Here is a 17,783-nt window from a genome sequence, read left to right on the forward strand (position 1 = left end):
CCGATTAACCTTAAATAGTTCTAGAGATCCCACGCATCAGAAACAAATAAATAGCCTTGTCCCCATACAGTTTTTATGCGATACGGCTTATCACTATTATCGCCTAATTTTTTACGAATTCGTGATACGCGTACATCCACAGTTCTATCAAGTCCGTCGTATTGGCGGCCAATCATATGTTGGTGCACATGCTCTCTGCTTAGTACTTCACCCGCATTTGACGCTAATAACCATAGTAACTCAAACTCGTGCGAAGTTAATACAATCTCTGAATCACTTAGTTTTACAATACGGCTTGTTTTATCGATGACTAAATCACCAAACTGCAGTTCTTCACTAGATTTTACTATTGGTTGCCCACGTCGAAGTAATGCATTGATCCGCGCTAGTAATACACGTGGCTCTGCTGGTTTTATTACATAATCATCAGCACCAAGTTCTAAACCAAGCACTTGGTCGAAGTCTTCACCTTTAGCAGTCAACATTAAAATTGGTAGAGTAAATTTATCTCTTACTTGGCGGCAAACGCTAAAGCCATCTTTACCTGGCAGCATAACGTCTAGAATCATTAAATCGGGTGTATTGTTTTCTAGGTAATTAAACACTTCGTCACCACGGTCTAGTACTTCGACTTCAAGGCCATTATGTTCAAGGTAATCTTTTGTTAGCTGTTGTAAACCGAGATCATCTTCAACAAGTAAAATTTTTGGCATTAGTTGCTCCTAAATTAAAAAAAGCTCCACGGAGAGCGAAGCCTACGCCTATTTTTTTTAGCATGGGCGCTTTGTACTTCAACCTGTGTTTTTGCTATTAACACACCCGTATGAGGATTGATTAAGGAGTATATGGTCTCCACCTGAACACGCGCTTTATAATTAAATTGCCCAGAGCGCTGCTGCTGCCAGCATTGAAGTAGTTGTTCTTGTTGATACAAACAGACATCACTATAGGTGTTTAATAGCCATTTAAACTGTAAATTAAGCTCGCAAAAATCCTGCTGTTCGGAAACCACGCAGACTTTTGGAGAAACACTAAAAACAGGGGTTTGTGCCACACTAAAACCACTAAAAAAAGTGGTAATAAACACAACTAATATTGAATACTTCATATTAAAAAGTACGATCGAATCCTATAAATGCAGTCATTGAATAAGTACGTTCAAAGAGCGGACTGCCATCCATAGCCGAATAGTCGTAATATGCTACATGAAAACGAAGAGAGTCAGCCTTACTCAGTGGCCAACGGGCGTCGATTTTAGCATAAGGTTGCCAACTACTACCAACGTCTATTTTGCCAAATTGAGTTTCACCCTCATTAAGTCCATAAAAATAGCTATTTAGTTCCGCAGATTTATAGTTTATTCCAAGTGTTGGCTTTATTTTAAGCTTTCCTAGCACAGTATGATATTGCCACTGCAATGCACCGCGTACACCTCGATAAACATCGGTTATATCATGCAGAGCCTGAACTGAAAAAACATGGTCTTCATTTACATAGTGATATGCAATACCCGCATCCAAGGCAATTTGCCGTTTATGCAAATTATCAATATCAGCGTAGCGAGAGGAAGAGGCTTCATTTTGCAGTACAAACTGATTATTAAGTGCACTACTTTGCAATGCAAATACATTTTTAGGGTGCCAGTCTATAAAAAAGCGAGATTCAGAGTTGAGTTCACTAACTAGATTAAAGTGATGCTTTGGGGATTGTGAAAATGAATAGCCAAGGCGGCCATTATCAAAAAACCATTGCTCTGCATAAAACGCAATTTGTGGAATAAGCACAAGCGGAATATTATCTCCACCATGCAAAGGGTTGGTTATAACTCCAGCCCCAACGCTTAAACTCAAATGCAGACGATCGGTTGTTATATCTTGCTCTGTATAATCGTCAGCATGCTTGCTTGCCTGTGTTGCTTGCACCGAAAGGCAAGCAAACAAAGTGCTAAAACATAGAGCTGTTAATAAGGAGAAGGAATACCGCATCAGCGTACATCAAAGAATTAAATTAAGTAAGTTCCCCATACTAGCAAGGTCTTTTTAAACTAGCTCTAGCTGGTTACAATTATTCACAATTTGTATACGCAAATGTTAACTTTTATATTTTTGAAGTGACAAATCCTTCAAATTAGTTATGTGCGTTGGCTAAGCTAGTAGTACTTTGAGAAACTTTGGAAAAGAGGAATAACCTGGCAAATGCTTTAATTCAAATAAAATCCGCAGGAAGCCAACTCTAACAACTTTATTTTATTAACCTTACAGCCTACTAGGTTACCAAAGTTAATAGCGGCTTTAGCCGTAATAAATCATGCATCTGATGCTTATTAAATATCAGGGGCTATTTCTATTCGGTTTCGGCCATGTGTTTTGGCAATGTATAAGGCTCTATCTGCACGCTCAACTAAAACTGAGCTATTAGTAAATGGACGTAAAATAGCTAAACCAAAACTTGCAGAAATAGCACGTTTAGCTGTTACATCATGCTTTTTACGAATCGCTAATTTCGCAATAGCTAAACGTATACAATCGGCAAACGCTATTATATCGTTAATAGTGTCAAAATAAGCTGTTATACAAAACTCTTCGCCACCGTATCTATATATATTTGCTGTTTCAGTTGTATTTTCTCTCACTTTTTTGGCAACTAACCTCAATACTTCGTCACCCTTTTGATGACCAAAGTCATCGTTAAAACGTTTAAAGTGATCAATATCAAACATAATTAGTACGGCAAGAGAATCTTCCTGTGCTTTCTCTGAGTATTCAAAACAAAATTTTACGATATCTGAATCAAACTTACCTCGGTTATAAAACCCCGTAAGCGTGTCGGTATCCGCTGCTTCTTTTGAAATATTAAGTGCTTCTTTTAAATCTTTTATTTCGTTGTAAGCAACAGCTAACTTAGTTTGAAATTCTCTAGCATAATCCTGCATAGCAATAGAATCGTCGGTTAAGCGCTCTACACAACCTAATATTTCATTATAAGAATTTACATCAGCAAGCATATTTAATTCATTTTGTGAATCAACTAAACTTGTTGTAAAGCTTTTGGAATGCTCAAGCGTGGTGCTTATATCTTGCTGGACTTGCTCCATGGTTGTATGGAACTTTTCAGTCATTTCTTGAAAAAAAGCCAGATCGTCTTGCGTTAAATGCTTATCAAAAATTTCTTTTGCTTTGTCTTGTGAGCATGTTTGTTGCTCAGCAATAACATGGTCTAATTCAGCATTTAATGAAGGGTTACTCCCTTGAATGTAACAGTACCAAATTGCATAGTTGATAGGCGTAACCGGCATGCGGTATTTTACCATCAAAGGAATCGCCTTTTTAAGGCATTGAGCAGAATGAGCAAGTGATACGGCGTGGTTCATAAATAAACTCTCAAGCGTCATTGTTTTTATTATTAGCACTCAATGTTAAGTAATAGTAAACTCATACGCAACCTATATTAATACTATTTAACTAATTTGCTTGCTCTGTGTGCATATTAAATTGCTTTTGCTTCTAAAGTTTGCGCTATATTCCACAACGCACTGATTGCAGGGTCATTTAACTCTTTTCTTAATACCGCCAAACCGATATCAAACCCTTCAGGTGCTTGCATTTTTGGTGTTAGGATTTGTACCTTATCTTGCAGCGGGCTGTTATCTAGCACTATTTTAGGGACCATTGCGACGCCTAGCCCTAAGCTCACCATAGATACCATTGCTTCATGTCCTGCAACTTGGGCGTAGATTTTTCCGTGAATATTATTTTTGCGCCACCAGTGCTCTAACCTTTGGCGAGAAAAACCTTGTTCTGGGACAATAAACTCTAAATCAGACCAATTAATACCATCACTATTTTGTGTAAGCTTTTGTGTGATCGGACATTGAATTTTTGGGCCAATTAATAAAAGTGGTGAGTGCCCAATATCAACAAAGGCAATTTGCGACGGTAATTTATTAGGCTTAGCTGCAATTGCCATTAATTCGTGGCCATCTAGGACACGATTTATAGCAAGTGCTGGGTCACCGGTATTTAATGTTATTTCTATGTACTGATGCTGCGCACGAAGTTGTTCTAATATTTGATGTAAAAAACTATAAGATGCAGTTACAGAACAATAAATACTTACTTTGCCGTAAATATGCTGTTGTGGGTCTTTTACATTCGTTTTAAAACGTTGCCAATTAGCAAGCGTTGCCGTTGCGTAATCAATAAAGGACTCCCCCTCACGCGTTAATTTAACGCTTCGGTTATCGCGGATAAACAATGCCACTCCAACTTCTTCTTCCAAGTATTTTATATTTCGGCTCAAAGTGGGTGCGCTTATGTGGCAAAGCTCACTTGCGCGCCCAAAGTGAAGTGTTTTAGCCAACGCTAAAAAGTAGTTTAAGTGCTTATGTTCCATCCAACCCCCTGCATTTCATATTATGAAACACTTTAATTCAAATATATCATTTTACGCAAGCAACGATTTTACATATGGTGTTTGTAAGCGCAGTAAACATTGCGCATCTAACAAACATGACTTTATAGGACACTAACAATGGCGAATTATTTCAATACCTTACCTTTACGCGAGCAATTAGCGCAATTAGCGCAATGTGAATTTATGGACGCAGGCGAATTTGCCGATGGCGTTGATGCACTTAAAGGTAAAAAACTAGTTATTGTAGGCTGTGGCGCACAAGGTTTAAACCAAGGCTTAAACTTACGTGACTCTGGTTTAGATGTTTCTTACACATTACGCGCATCAGCTATTTCAGAGCGTCGCCAATCATTTTTGAACGCATCTGAAAACGGCTTTACTGTTGGCACTTACGAAGAACTAATCCCAACAGCTGATGTAGTACTTAATTTAACACCAGATAAGCAACATACTGCTGTAGTAAGTGCAATTATGCCGCTTATGAAAAAAGGCTCTACACTTGCCTACTCTCATGGCTTTAATATTGTTGAAGAAGGCATGCAAGTACGTGAAGACATTACTGTAATCATGGTTGCGCCTAAGTGTCCTGGTTCTGAAGTACGTGAAGAATACAAACGCGGTTTTGGTGTACCTACTCTAATTGCTGTTCACCCAGAAAATGACCCTCAAGGACATGGTTTAGCACAAGCTAAAGCGTATGCAGCAGGGACTGGCGGACACCGTGCTGGTGTACTTAAATCATCATTTATTGCTGAAGTTAAGTCAGACCTAATGGGCGAGCAAACCATTTTATGTGGCATGCTACAAACTGGCTCTATTTTATGTTTTGATAAAATGGTAGAAAAAGGCGTTGATGCGGGTTATGCATCAAAGCTAATTCAATACGGCTGGGAAGTAATTACCGAAGCACTTAAGTACGGCGGCGTTACAAACATGCTTGACCGCCTTTCAAATCCTGCAAAAGTAAAAGCGTTTGAACTAAGCGAAGAGCTAAAACTAATTATGCGCCCGCTTTATAATAAGCATCAAGATGACATCATCGACGGCACTTTCTCACGCACTATGATGGAAGACTGGAATAACGATGACGTAAACTTACTTAAATGGCGCGCTGAAACAGCAGAGACTAACTTTGAAAAGACCCCTGCTGGCGATGTAGAAATCTCAGAACAGGAATTTTTTGATAACGGTATTTTAATGGTAGCAATGGTAAAAGCAGGTGTTGAACTTGCTTTTGAAACCATGACAGCAGCCGGTATTATTGAAGAGTCAGCTTACTACGAGTCTTTACATGAAACGCCATTAATTGCTAATACTATTGCACGCAAAAAGCTTTTTGAAATGAACCGTACAATTTCTGACACTGCAGAGTATGGATGTTACCTATATAACCATGCATGTTTGCCATTACTTGCAGATTTTATGAAAAAAATTGATACAGATGTTATTGGTAAAGGCCTTGGCGAGCACAGTAACCAAGTTGATAACCAAACATTAATTCAAATTAACGCCGCCCTTCGTGAACACCCAGTTGAAAAAGTAGGTGCTAAATTACGTGGCTACATGTCAGCAATGAAAAAGATTGTTTAACCCTAAACGATAAATGTTTCGCTTGTTAGAAACCAAGCCCATATGCTTTGCTTATGGGCTTTTTTATGCATATTCATAAAACTTTAACCATAACACGCTACCTTCTATTCATTTCACAGTAGGCAATATCTAGCTCTAAATAAATAATGTGCTAGTATAGTCCTCTACTCAGTTGTAAAATTAATTAATATCATGACGATACAAAACCTTTCTATTACTCAAAAAATCACAGCTTTAGGCAGTGTTATTGCTATATGCGTAGCGGCACTGATTGGCTTGACCTCTTTATACAGCTCTAAAGACATAATTGAGCAACGTATGATCGAGTCAGAGCTACCTAGTAAACTGCAAACAATCAGCAATCACATAGGCGGTGAAATCAACGAGTTACTTGGTGCTGCTCAGCAACTATCATCAAACGAATTTATTTTACAATGGGCTCAATCAAACAACCAAGACGATACATTACTATTAAAAGAATTAAATCGCGTTGCCCAGCAATACGATTTAGCCACAGCATCTTGGGCAAATAGAGACACTGCACAGTACTGGAACCAAAATGGGTTTTTGCGTGTGTTAAAAAATGATGCAGCCGATGGCTGGTTCTTTGCTTTTAAGCAATCAAAACAACCTTATTCTATCAGTATTTATCAAGAGTCAGCCAATGATGTGAAAATGTTTGTAAACCATCAGCAAGCTAATGGTACTGGTTTAGCAGGTCTTGCAAAAAGCATCACTGATATGCAAAAGCTATTACAGCAATTTAAAATTGAGCAAACAGGTTTTGTATTTATTGCAGATAAAAATGGATTAATTCAACTTCATAAAGATGCCAATAAAGTAGCAAAAGCAAATATTGACGATTTATATACTGCAAATATCCACAACCAACTATTTAATAGTAATGGCTTTGCACTAGAAGAAATTAACTTAAATGGCGAACCTACTCTTATAGCTGCAACACCAATTAAAAACACTGACTTATATGTTGTAGCTCAAGTACCAAAAAGTGAAGTATTCGCAAGTGTAAACACCCTACAATGGCAAATATTTACTTTTACAGTAATCACCGCGTTAGTTGCTAGCTTGATTAGTTACTTACTTGCTCGCTCTCTTTCATCTCCACTTTCTAAAATGGCTGAGTTATTTTCACGCTTAGGTTCTGGCGATGCAAACTTAGCGTACCGCTTACCAGAATCAAGCCAACCAGAGCTCAACAATCTAAGTAATGGCTTTAACCAGTTTATAAATAAAATAGAAACAGCGATTACTCAAGTTGCCAGTGAAAGCCACGATATTCGCCAAAGTTCTGATCATGTATTTGAACAGGCAAAACGAAACTCGCAAGCAATTGATAATCAAAAAGAGCAAACAATATCTGTCGCAGCAGCTATCAACGAAATGGGTGCTACAGTGCAAGAAATAGCACAAAGCGCAGCGAATACAGCTAAGTTAACCGATAACAGCCGTGAGAACACCATTCAAAGCCACAAACAAGTATTACAAAGCCAGGCAACTATCTCAGCCCTAGCTAGCGATATTGATGGCATAACAGAGCAAGTTACTTTGCTTTCTAAAAAAACGGTTGATATAGCAAGTATTGTGGATTCAATTAGAGGGATATCGGATCAGACTAATCTACTTGCTTTAAACGCGGCAATTGAATCTGCTCGCGCAGGTGAGCACGGTCGAGGCTTTGCTGTTGTTGCTGATGAAGTACGCGCTCTGGCAAACCGTACATCGCAATCAACCACCGAAATTCAATCTATGATTGAAGAGCTTACAAGAATATCTGATGATGTAGTTAACGATATTAGCCAATCAAAAGATAAAGCGCAGCAAAGCGTTGGAGCCATGCAAAGCTCAGTAGAATTACTCGATGCGATAGCCGAAACAGCTAATCAAATAAACGATATGGCTACGCTTATTGCAACTGCAACTGAGCAGCAAAGTAATGTGGTTGCTGATGTAGGTCGTAACATAGAGCAAATAAGTGAAATTAGCGATAAAGCAATGAGCGAGCAAATCAATACAGAGCAAGCTATTCGTGACTTGGCAAACAGCGCTCAAACACTCGATGCACTTGTCGCTACCTTTGAAAAACATCGCTAAGCAGCTATAACTGCTATATTTCCTTTGTGAGCAAAAGCTATATTAAAAGCTAGCTTTTGCCCACAGCGAATACGGTTTAATCTAAGTAAATTAACTAAATGATTTTAGTGTCGCCGGTATTAAATGCTAAAACGTATGCTTCTTTTTTGGCTCTAGAAAGCTTTTTTAATTGATACTCAAGTTTACTTGCTTCACTTTTATTACCAACTTGTTGTTGATGGATAAGTAAAAGCGGCCCTTTCCCTCTAAGGTTTTTGGCCCCTTTGCCGGCTTGATGAGTTGCAAAGCGTTTTTCAACATTAGTCGTGATCCCTGTGTACCAATGACCAAATCGTGTCTCAACTATATATAAAAACCAAGTAGACTCCGTTTTTAAAATATTTGTTTCGATGTGCTGTAAACTTTTTTCATTATTAATGGTCAAAACATTACCTTAACGCCCTTAACATAAAACAATTGCTTAAAAGGGTTTTACCTTCAGTGACTAATCGGTATCATGCAGATTATAAAAAATAAGGATCACAACTAACAATGCAGTCGTTAAAAACTTTTTCTCTTTGGCTTATCGTTGCTTTAACACTTAGCTCAGCAGCAGGTTGCTCTAGCTGGGTATACCGAATTAACATCCCACAAGGCAACTTTTTAGAGCAATCGGATGTTGAAAAACTTCGTGTAAATATGACTCGAGAGCAAGTTGTTTACGTATTAGGCAGACCTATTGCCGAGGACGCCTTTGATAACAATACTTGGCGTTATATTTACAGCTTTAATAAGGGCCGTAAAAACGAGCAAAATAAAGAGTTAGTAATTAACTTTGAAAATGAAAAGTTAGTTTCAATCTCAGGTGATTATGACCAACCTGAAAACTTTACTACACCGCTCGAGCAATAAATTTCTCAAGTGGTAAAAAAAGGTGAGCATGGCTCACCTTTTTTATTGGTTTATTTAAAAGCTTTTACCATTTTAAACAACGTTAGCGTGTGATTTAATCCGTTAAATTTTCCACGTTTATACCGATTTTCGTTACTTTTCGAGTGGGCGGCCACCCGTTATTTTATTTGCACGCCCCTCTTCTTTAGCTTTTTCTGCACGCTTTCTACGCGCATCTTTAGGGTCTGCAATTAATGGACGATATATTTCTATACGGTCACCGTCTTTTAACTCATAGTTAGCTTTTACAGTTCGATTCCACACACCTAAAGTTAGCGATGTAGCATCTATCTCAGGGCACTTTTGTATAATACCTGACTGAATAACAGCTTGCTCGACTGTAGTCCCTTGTGGCACTTCAATTGATAAACACGTTGCCGTGGTTGGTAACGCAAATACCACCTCAACATTAATCATGCTCTCGCTCCATAAACCTGTTTTGCACGTTGAGTAAATGCACTCACCATATTTTTTGCTACATCGTTAAAAATCTTTCCAAAGGCAAGCTCTATTAACTTACTTGAAAATTCAAATTCTAGTTGCAAGTGAACTTTACATGCTTTGGCGTCAAGCTCTTGAAAGTGCCAGCGCCCTTTTAACGTCTTAAATGGTCCATCAACAAGGCTTAGCAACACGGTTTGCTCATCAACAAAGGTGTTTTCGGTGGTAAACCACTTTTTTATACCCGCCTTGGATATTTCTAAACTCGCGGTCATGTTATTATCATGCTGTGAAACAATTTTTGAGTCTGAGCAATTTGGTAAAAACTGCGAATAAGCTTCTACATCATTAACTAGATCAAACATCTCTTTAGTGCTGTACATAACCAGCGCACTTTTTTCTATTTGTGGCATACTCACTCCCAACTGTGTGGGCGAATTTTAGCAAGCTTTGCGCGTTTCCCCAAATTTTCATGCTGCTTAAATTAAAGCTTAATTTTTAAAAGCATTATTAAAAAAATCGATGTAAAACATCTCACATTACGTATATTATAGGGCACTATGGCTAAGAAAAATTCATCAAAATCGACAAGTAATACCATCGCGCTAAACAAAAAAGCGCGACATGAGTATTTTTTACACGATAAGTTTGAAGCAGGTGTTGAACTACAAGGCTGGGAAGTAAAAAGTATCCGAGCAGGTAAGGTAAACATCACCGAAACTTATATTCATCTTAAAAATGGCGAAGCATTCTTGCTTGGCGCGCAAATCCAGCCACTTAATAGTGCATCAACCCATGTAATTTGCGATCCGTTGCGTTATCGTAAGTTACTATTAAGCAGACGCGAACTTGACCGTCTACTCGGTGCAACAGAGCGAGATGGCTATTCATTAATAGCTACAGCTATGTACTGGAAAAAATGTTGGGTGAAACTTGAATTTCATCTAGCAAAAGGTAAAAAGTTGCACGATAAACGTGACGACGGGAAAAATAAAGATTGGTCTCGCGAAAAAGAACGTTTAATGAAACACAAAGTATAAGCACAGCGCCTAACTAACAAGTTAGGCGTTTTTTTTTATTAAAAAGCCAACTATTATTTGTTTTATTAATATACAATAAGATTACTATTCATTCAGAATATACATGTAAATAATTTATTACAATTTTATTGTGAATTAATTAATTTAATTATTACTCGCATTTAGGCTGTATTTGTTATTTCCAAAATAAAGCATGTGCGCCTATTTCAACCTCCTTCAGCGCATAACTTCTGCTTTAAAATCATCCAAAAACATACAAAAAACCATACTAAAATCACATTTCAGTCTAATTGCTAACACTTAAGTTACATGATATTAATGTCGTCGCTTGTTATATCAATCCGCTTAAATATGGGATTTATTTAACAATTTAAAAAGGATTGGTATAGAGCAACTAAATTTATAACATATCAACAAGGACTTAAGGATGAAGCAATCAACTGCATTTACACCTAGCTTAATTGCAGGTGCTACAATCGCACTTTCAGCAGGTTTTACAACAACAACTTACGCTGCTGAAGAAGCTAAAAAAGTAGAGCGCATTGAAGTAACTGGCTCACGAATCAAACGTTCAGATATCGAAGGACCTTCTCCGGTTCAATCAATCGCAAGAGCTGATATTGAGAACATGGGTTATGACAACCTACAACAACTCCTCGAAAGAATGCCTGTCGCGGGTAGCGGTACTTTCTCAACACGTGGTAACAACCAAGATTCAACTGCAAATGGTTCTGCTGCTGTTAGTTTACGTGGCTTAGGTGCTGATGCTACGCTCGTACTAATCAATGGCCGTCGTGTATCTATTAGTGCATTTGCCGAAGGTATCACAAACTCATTTGTAGATATTAACAGTATCCCAGTTTCTGCCATTGAGCGAATCGATATACTAAAAGATGGTGCTTCAGCTATCTACGGCTCAGACGCAGTGGCGGGTGTTGTAAACGTTATCTTGAAAAAAGACATTGACGGTGTTGAAGTTAATTTGGGCTACGGTGGTACTGATGGTCCCAATTATGAAGAAACAACAGCAAGTTTAGTATGGGGTACTACTAGCGAGAAAAGTAGCGCGTCAGTTATTATCGATTACTTTAAAAATACATCTCTTTCTTCTGATGAAATGGGCAGCTTAGGTACAGCAAATCAATCACCTTATGGTGGTGAAGATTTTCGCTCATCTCGTGGCTTCCCTGGATATTTTTATGTAGACGGTGTTAAAACAATTGATCCGGCTTGTCCTGCTGAAAATGCAACTTCAAGCGGCAGTTGTTTATTTGATTACGGCCCTTACGGTTATATCGCACCAGCGTCTGAGCGCGTGGGTGCTATTTCTCAATTTGAATATAACTTTGATAATGGCATTACGGGCTTTTTAGAAATGGCAGTACAGCACAATACGTCTGTTGCGGCCGGAGCCCCTACTCCACTTGATGAAGATGCAGGCTTAACTGTCCCAGCTAGCCACCCTAACAATCCATTTGGTGAAGACATTCAAATTGGTCGTTACCGTACAGTTGATGCTGGCGCACGCCAATGGGATATTGAATCAGATACTCTTCGCTTTGTTGCAGGGCTTAGAGGTGAGTTTAATGACTGGAGCTGGGAAACCGCTGTACAAAAAGGCCGAAGTAAATCTCTTCAAACAGGTGATAGAACACAAGGTTGGGTGCGTACTGATTTCTTACAACAAGAAATTGATGCAGGAAACTACAATCCATTTGGTGGCACATACAACGACCCTGCTGTAATTGATCGTATTACAACAAGTTTAGTGCGTCGTGGTGAGTCTCACATGACTTCCTTTGATGCAAACATTACAGGCGAAGCATTTAGTTTTGGCGATGATGTAGTAATGATGGCTGCAGGTATTGAGTACCGTGAAGAAGACGTTAATGACATTCCTGATGATCAATTTCAACGTGGTTTAATATTTGGCACAGAGTCTGTATCTGCATCTGCAGATCGTGAACAATACGCTGCCTATGTCGAGTTTTCTATCCCTCTTGCTGATAATTTAGAGCTACAACTTGCTGGCCGTTACGATGACTACAGTGACTTCGGTACAACAACAAACCCTAAAGTAGCTCTTCGCTGGGCGCCTACTGATGAAATCACAGTGCGTGGCTCTTGGGCACAAGGCTTTAGAGCGCCTTCTTTGGCACAAGTTGGTTTAGGTCCATCTCAAGAAAGCCAATTCTTTGTAGATACATACCGATGTGAAGCAACGGGCCTTGATTGTGATGCACTTGATTACAACATTGAATTTGCTGGTAACCCTGACCTTGAAGCTGAAGAATCAGAATCATGGAATGTCGGCTTTATTTGGGCGCCTTCTGCTGAGTTTGGTTTGAGTGTCGATGTGTGGAGCATCACTCAAGATAACAAAATTGATGAGCAAGAGTTTGGTCCAATTTATAACTCTGAGTGTAATAACCAAGATAGTACTGTATGTGTACGCTTAACACCTACAGGTGGCGATAGCTTAGGAACAATTCAAAAAATTTACAGCACATTTGAAAACGTTTCTTCGCAAGAAGTATCTGGGGTTGATGTTTCAGCTAACTACAATCACTCACTTGATGACTTAGGTTTATTGAAATTTAATTTAGAATGGGCATACCAAGATAAATTTGAAAAAGATGGCCGCGATTACACCGGTGAGTATGGCTATCCAGAGCACCGCTGGATTTTCTCTACAAACTGGGAAATTGGCGAGTTTAATACAAACGTAAACATCAGTTATGTAGGTGAGTTTGAAGATACCCCAGATATTGATTTTGACGGTAATTTAGACTTTGATAGCAATACATCACGTATGATTGATTCGCAAACATTGGTAGACTTACAAACATCTTATCGTGTTACTGACTCAACTAAAGTATCGCTAGGTGTAAATAACTTATTTGATGAAGAGCCACCATTTGCAATTGGTGATGGCGACGCTGATCTATACGGTTATGCCTCAGGTGTACACAACCCTAGAGGCCGATACTTCTACACTAAAGTTAGTTTCTCGTTTTAACTTTGCGAGCTTATTTTAAAGTGAGCTAACGCTACAAATAAAAAACCGCCAATTGGCGGTTTTTTTATTTAAAACTAAGGGCTAAATTATAGCTCGCCTTCGTTTTCAGATAAGAACTTAGCAACGCCTTCAGGGCTTGCGTCCATACCTTTTTTACCTTCAGTCCAACCAGCAGGACATACTTCACCGTGCTCAGTGTGGAACGCTAGCGCGTCAACCATGCGAAGCATTTCGTCGATGTTACGACCTAGTGGTAAATCGTTCACTACTTGATGGCGTACGTTACCTTCTTCATCAATTAAGAAAGAACCACGGAACGCAACACCCGCTTCTGGATGCTCAACGTCGTATGCTTTACAAATTTCGTGTTTAACGTCTGCAACTAGTGCGTATTGAACTTTACCAATACCGCCGTCTGCAACAGCAGTGTTACGCCATGCGTTATGTGAGAATTGTGAATCGATAGAAACACCAATTACTTCTACGCCACGCTTTTGAAACTCTTCAAAACGCTTATCAAATGCAATAAGTTCAGAAGGACATACAAACGTGAAATCTAGTGGGTAAAAGAAGATAACTGCTTTTTTACCTTTAATTGTTTCATGAAGGTTATAGCTATCTACAATTTCACCGTTACCAAGAACAGCTGCAGCGGTAAAGTCTGGTGCCTGGCGGCCTACTAATACACCCATTTTATTCTCCAAATATTTTGAGTTTGTTTTCAATTGCTTTCGCAATGCTGGTACTTATATGGGCGCTAAAAATTAAAAACCAATAGCGCATACATATAATTAATTGGCATTCTAAAGTTATTCACTACAAAAGAACAATCGCATTTAACGATGTGAGCAATCGAAAATAACGAACACTTGCAACTTGCACTAATATGCTTAAATAATAGGTCTATTTTAAAGTGTAAGTTGCGTTGTAACTAAGTAGAAATTTTAAAAATATCGGAGTGGTTTATGCATTTAACTTTTAGAATTTCATATAATGTGGCGCTAAATTTTACAGATATAAAAAAACCTGCAAATGCAGGTTTCTCGCTTAGACTTAGTCCATTATATCTGAGGGCATATCACCACGAATTTTTTGCCAAATCTCACCCGTTTGATGACCATATTTACGCATCATAGAAATAGCACCATCATGCTCTTTATTTTCTGCCAAAATGGTTAAATCTTTATAAAACTGACGAGCAAGTTCCCGAGTTCCAGCATCAGAGAAGTAATGACAACCAATCTTTGAATAAAAGCCTCTAAAGCCGTTAAGTATTAATACATAAATACGGTTATTACCCGCAACGGCTAATTCGTGGTGCACCTTATAATCATAGTCAGCAAATGCTTGAGCGGTGTCTTCTAGCTCATGGCTTTGTGATAAAATTTCAATTACGCGTTCAGGATTTAACTTAATTGCAGCACGTGTATAAATAGCACTAATATTAGTACGTGCAGATAAAAGCTGATCTGTCAGCTCTGGCATCTTGTCTTCATCTAAGCGCGCTAATGTTTCAAGAATGTTTAAGCCAGACGTTTCCCAAAAGTTATTTACTTTTGTCGGTTTACCATGCTGAATTGTTAGCCAACCATCACGTGCTAAACGCTGTAATACTTCTCTCAAGGTTGTTCTTGTAACACCAATTAACTCTGAAAGTTCTCGCTCGGCAGGTAAAATTGAACCTGGAGGGAAATCGCCGTTCCAAATGGACTCAACTATATATTCTTCAGCAAATCCTGCTGGGCTTTTCGCTTTAAAAATTCTCATCCAGTTCCCACTCGAATTAATCAACACTCATCGTTTTACACGAATAACTGACTGATTGTACCAGACGAAGCACAACTAACAAGTAAAGTAATATATATTAATAAAGCAAATGGGTAGAAATTTAAAATTAATAAATAATTAAATTTGGGTTTCTCTAATTTAGCTACAATGCATGAATATCTAGAGTAATATTCATTGTAGGTACATTGTTATTATGGAGATATTTTTATTTACGCAGCGCCTGAGCTTAATTAACTTATCCCGCACTTGCCATAAGAAAAAGTACAACCATAAAAAATTCTTTAGATGATGCATCACCTTAGTATAAGTAAGCAATATAACTGAGCTTATGTATCGATGGGGAAATAATAGAATGTCTTTAACCTTTGCTAAGGCTGAATTGAGTAGTCATTAATTTCATCTTATAAAAAGCGACTTCGGTAGCTTTTTTTTCCTTTTTGTTGCTGCATACTTTATCCTACGTCATAATCTAACGTCCTATTAAAACGCGGAATTTTTATGAACTGGCTTGCACAATTACCTACCAAACGAACCCCGTGGCTTTTATTTACAGCTATCGTTTTTTTACTTGAAGTTACCGCTCTTTTCTTTCAATACAAAATGGGGTTAGCGCCTTGCATAATGTGTATATATCAACGCACTGCAGTATTGGGTTTATTAGGCGCAGGGATTGTAGGCTCGAGTAAACCACAAAGTAAAACTGTGCGTATGATAGCGTATGCTATTTGGGGGATATCGAGTGTTTGGGGATACTTAATTGCTCGCGAACATATTGAGATGCAAACCACCACAGACCCTTTTGCATTTAGCTGCGAGTTTGAACCAAATTTCCCATCATTTATGCCACTACATGAATGGATACCTAGCTTTTTTCAAGCTACCGGGGATTGTGGAAATATAGATTGGCAGTTTGTTGGCATGAGCATGCCTGCTTGGATGGAAGTGATATTTGGGATTTTCTCACTAACGCTATTTATTATAATTATTGCCCGTTTATTAATTAAAAAGTCGATTTGATATGTTTACATTTTTTTCAAGCCAATTAGCCCAGCTTAAGCATTTAAAAGTACGCCAGCGTCAAGACGTAATTGCGCTTGCATTAAGTAAGCTATCGCCAACTGATAAAGTTCTATTGCGTATTATAAAGTTGCTATTACTTAGCCCACTATTTTTAATATTCACTGTATTTAAAGGTTGGATATTAATACCATTTTTGATACTTGGCGGATTGTGCTATCCACTATTAACTACACCTATTGAAATTAACTTTGCTAAAAAGCACTTAAGCGATGCACTAAAACAATTTAATCAGGGCGCCTAGCACCCTGATTACTATTTAGAAATATTAAAGTGAAAGTTTCCCCTCTAATTTAGCTAAAAGTTTTTTGCCAATCCCTTTAACTTGCGATAAATCACTAACGCTTTTAAATTCGCCATTTTCTTCACGATAATCCACAATTGCCTGCGCTTTTTTCTTACCTATACCTGGTAACTTAGCAAGCATCTCTGTATCAGCATTATTTATACTAATTGCCTCAGCTTGAGGCATTTGCTTAGTTACTTCTGATAATTGTGCGTACGCGGTAGTCGCGGGTAGTAAACATAATAAACTTATGATGAGTAAATTTTTTAACGTTTTCATTAAACTTGCCCTTATTCTTCTTTTCTTAATTTTGGTTATTGCTCAGGAAATCAATAAATAAGGAACTGTAAAGTTAATCACTTAAAGTGTACCTAAACGCATTATCACTATAATCCGAAATCCTGAAAATGCAGCTGGTACAACAAAGTGATTGCTTAACTAAAGTAAAGTTACCGTTTTTTGTCAAATTTAAGACACCTAAAAATTAATACTTCGCGCTTGCAAATTTACTTACAAACCATTACTGTACATAAAAACAGTAATCTAATGGTTTTTTAAAAACCACGGTGCCAAGCAATTTTGCAGGAGAAATCATGGCTGTTGTTGTTAAATATGTTGTAGAACGAAACGGAGTCGAGCGTATGACGTTTACTACCAAAAAAGAAGCGGATGCTTATGACAAGATGCTCGATATAGCAGAATCACTTGAGCTGATGCTAGAAAAGGTAGACGTACCGCTTAGTGAGCAACAAATTGAATCACTTGCTTTAGAAATAGCGAAAAGCAAAGATGATTTTATGACCATATTAAAAGGTGGCAAAGATCCAGCTGTTACCAAAGCGCCAGCAAAAAGTAAAAAGTCAGATAACGTTGCATCAATTGAAGATAACAACGATAAAAAAGTAAGTTAATTCATAGAATGTTCCCTCCTCGGACGGGACAAACTAAATAAAAAAGGGAGCAACTAAGTTGCTCCCTTTTTTTATTATACCAATTCGCTTAATTAAGTGATCTCTTTGAGGGTGGAAAAACGTGTTGGTAGCTAGGCAAAAATTCGATATTTAGTTATTCTAAATGAGAATTTTTT

At 38.1% G+C, this 17,783-nt stretch carries 19 protein-coding genes; 8 read left to right on the forward strand and 11 right to left on the reverse strand.

What is annotated here, in order from left to right; translation table 11 throughout:
* Positions 1-20: 20 nt before the first annotated feature.
* The 5 genes from I6E69_RS04485 to ilvY form a co-directional block, all read right to left on the reverse strand.
* Positions 21-713, reverse strand: a complete 693-nt coding sequence (locus I6E69_RS04485; protein WP_004335729.1) for a response regulator — start codon at positions 711-713, stop codon at positions 21-23.
* Between the two features lie 14 nt (positions 714-727).
* A complete protein-coding gene (locus I6E69_RS04490; RefSeq protein ID WP_197120729.1) occupies positions 728-1,108 on the reverse strand; it encodes a DUF3019 domain-containing protein in 381 nt (126 codons plus the stop codon).
* A 1-nt stretch (position 1,109) separates the two neighbouring features.
* Positions 1,110-1,922, reverse strand: a complete 813-nt coding sequence (locus tag I6E69_RS04495) for a MipA/OmpV family protein (RefSeq protein ID WP_197120730.1) — start codon at positions 1,920-1,922, stop codon at positions 1,110-1,112.
* Positions 1,923-2,323: 401 nt separating this feature from the next.
* Positions 2,324-3,370: a GGDEF domain-containing protein gene (locus tag I6E69_RS04500; protein WP_175413886.1), complete on the reverse strand. Its 1,047-nt coding sequence runs from the start codon at positions 3,368-3,370 to the stop codon at positions 2,324-2,326.
* 116 nt (positions 3,371-3,486) lie between these two features.
* Positions 3,487-4,392 (reverse strand): HTH-type transcriptional activator IlvY, encoded by a 906-nt coding sequence (gene ilvY, locus I6E69_RS04505; RefSeq protein ID WP_197120731.1) that lies wholly within the window; start codon positions 4,390-4,392, stop codon positions 3,487-3,489.
* Between the two features lie 138 nt (positions 4,393-4,530).
* Here ilvY and ilvC point away from each other — a divergent pair, with 138 nt between their 5' ends.
* Positions 4,531-6,003, forward strand: coding sequence for a ketol-acid reductoisomerase (gene ilvC / locus I6E69_RS04510; protein WP_197120732.1), 1,473 nt, complete (start codon positions 4,531-4,533; stop codon positions 6,001-6,003).
* A gap of 192 nt (positions 6,004-6,195) precedes the next feature.
* Complete coding sequence (locus tag I6E69_RS04515) at positions 6,196-8,115, forward strand: methyl-accepting chemotaxis protein (protein ID WP_197120733.1); 1,920 nt, start codon at positions 6,196-6,198, stop codon at positions 8,113-8,115.
* Positions 8,116-8,209: 94 nt separating this feature from the next.
* Here I6E69_RS04515 and I6E69_RS04520 read toward each other — a convergent pair whose 3' ends face one another.
* Complete coding sequence (locus I6E69_RS04520) at positions 8,210-8,539, reverse strand: GIY-YIG nuclease family protein (protein WP_004335709.1); 330 nt, start codon at positions 8,537-8,539, stop codon at positions 8,210-8,212.
* Between the two features lie 107 nt (positions 8,540-8,646).
* Between I6E69_RS04520 and I6E69_RS04525 the strand changes: the two genes are divergently transcribed.
* Positions 8,647-9,006, forward strand: coding sequence for an outer membrane protein assembly factor BamE (locus tag I6E69_RS04525; RefSeq protein ID WP_004335706.1), 360 nt, complete (start codon positions 8,647-8,649; stop codon positions 9,004-9,006).
* Positions 9,007-9,138: 132 nt separating this feature from the next.
* Here I6E69_RS04525 and I6E69_RS04530 read toward each other — a convergent pair whose 3' ends face one another.
* Positions 9,139-9,462 (reverse strand): RnfH family protein, encoded by a 324-nt coding sequence (locus I6E69_RS04530; RefSeq protein WP_004335703.1) that lies wholly within the window; start codon positions 9,460-9,462, stop codon positions 9,139-9,141.
* Positions 9,459-9,899, reverse strand: a complete 441-nt coding sequence (locus tag I6E69_RS04535) for a type II toxin-antitoxin system RatA family toxin (protein WP_004335701.1) — start codon at positions 9,897-9,899, stop codon at positions 9,459-9,461. The genes I6E69_RS04530 and I6E69_RS04535 overlap by 4 nt, the downstream gene beginning before the upstream one ends.
* Before the next feature lie 147 nt (positions 9,900-10,046).
* Here I6E69_RS04535 and smpB point away from each other — a divergent pair, with 147 nt between their 5' ends.
* Both smpB and I6E69_RS04545 read left to right on the forward strand, forming a co-directional pair.
* Positions 10,047-10,526, forward strand: a complete 480-nt coding sequence (gene smpB / locus I6E69_RS04540; RefSeq protein WP_004335699.1) for an SsrA-binding protein SmpB — start codon at positions 10,047-10,049, stop codon at positions 10,524-10,526.
* Between the two features lie 427 nt (positions 10,527-10,953).
* On the forward strand, positions 10,954-13,545 hold the full coding sequence (locus tag I6E69_RS04545; RefSeq protein ID WP_182695461.1) for a TonB-dependent receptor: 2,592 nt from the start codon (positions 10,954-10,956) through the stop codon (positions 13,543-13,545).
* A gap of 86 nt (positions 13,546-13,631) precedes the next feature.
* Here I6E69_RS04545 and I6E69_RS04550 read toward each other — a convergent pair whose 3' ends face one another.
* Together I6E69_RS04550 and fadR are read right to left on the reverse strand one after the other, a co-directional pair.
* Complete coding sequence (locus I6E69_RS04550; RefSeq protein WP_007378637.1) at positions 13,632-14,237, reverse strand: peroxiredoxin; 606 nt, start codon at positions 14,235-14,237, stop codon at positions 13,632-13,634.
* 361 nt (positions 14,238-14,598) lie between these two features.
* Entirely contained in the window at positions 14,599-15,312 is a 714-nt protein-coding gene (gene fadR / locus I6E69_RS04555) for a fatty acid metabolism transcriptional regulator FadR (RefSeq protein ID WP_004335692.1), read from the reverse strand.
* 519 nt (positions 15,313-15,831) lie between these two features.
* Between fadR and dsbB the strand changes: the two genes are divergently transcribed.
* A complete protein-coding gene (gene dsbB, locus I6E69_RS04560) occupies positions 15,832-16,350 on the forward strand; it encodes a disulfide bond formation protein DsbB (RefSeq protein WP_197120734.1) in 519 nt (172 codons plus the stop codon).
* A gap of 1 nt (position 16,351) precedes the next feature.
* Positions 16,352-16,654: a DUF6170 family protein gene (locus I6E69_RS04565; RefSeq protein ID WP_004335687.1), complete on the forward strand. Its 303-nt coding sequence runs from the start codon at positions 16,352-16,354 to the stop codon at positions 16,652-16,654.
* Between the two features lie 24 nt (positions 16,655-16,678).
* Here I6E69_RS04565 and I6E69_RS04570 read toward each other — a convergent pair whose 3' ends face one another.
* Positions 16,679-16,975 carry a helix-hairpin-helix domain-containing protein gene (locus I6E69_RS04570; RefSeq protein WP_039484552.1) on the reverse strand — a complete coding sequence of 99 codons (297 nt, stop codon included), beginning with the start codon at positions 16,973-16,975 and terminating at the stop codon, positions 16,679-16,681.
* A gap of 314 nt (positions 16,976-17,289) precedes the next feature.
* On the opposite strand from I6E69_RS04570, the gene I6E69_RS04575 reads away from it, so the two are divergent.
* Positions 17,290-17,607: a YebG family protein gene (locus I6E69_RS04575; RefSeq protein ID WP_004335683.1), complete on the forward strand. Its 318-nt coding sequence runs from the start codon at positions 17,290-17,292 to the stop codon at positions 17,605-17,607.
* The last annotated feature ends 176 nt before the right edge of the window (positions 17,608-17,783 follow it).

Origin of the sequence: Pseudoalteromonas sp. NZS100 (assembly GCF_015864815.1) — a bacterium.
In the GTDB taxonomy this organism is placed as follows: domain Bacteria; phylum Pseudomonadota; class Gammaproteobacteria; order Enterobacterales; family Alteromonadaceae; genus Pseudoalteromonas; species Pseudoalteromonas distincta.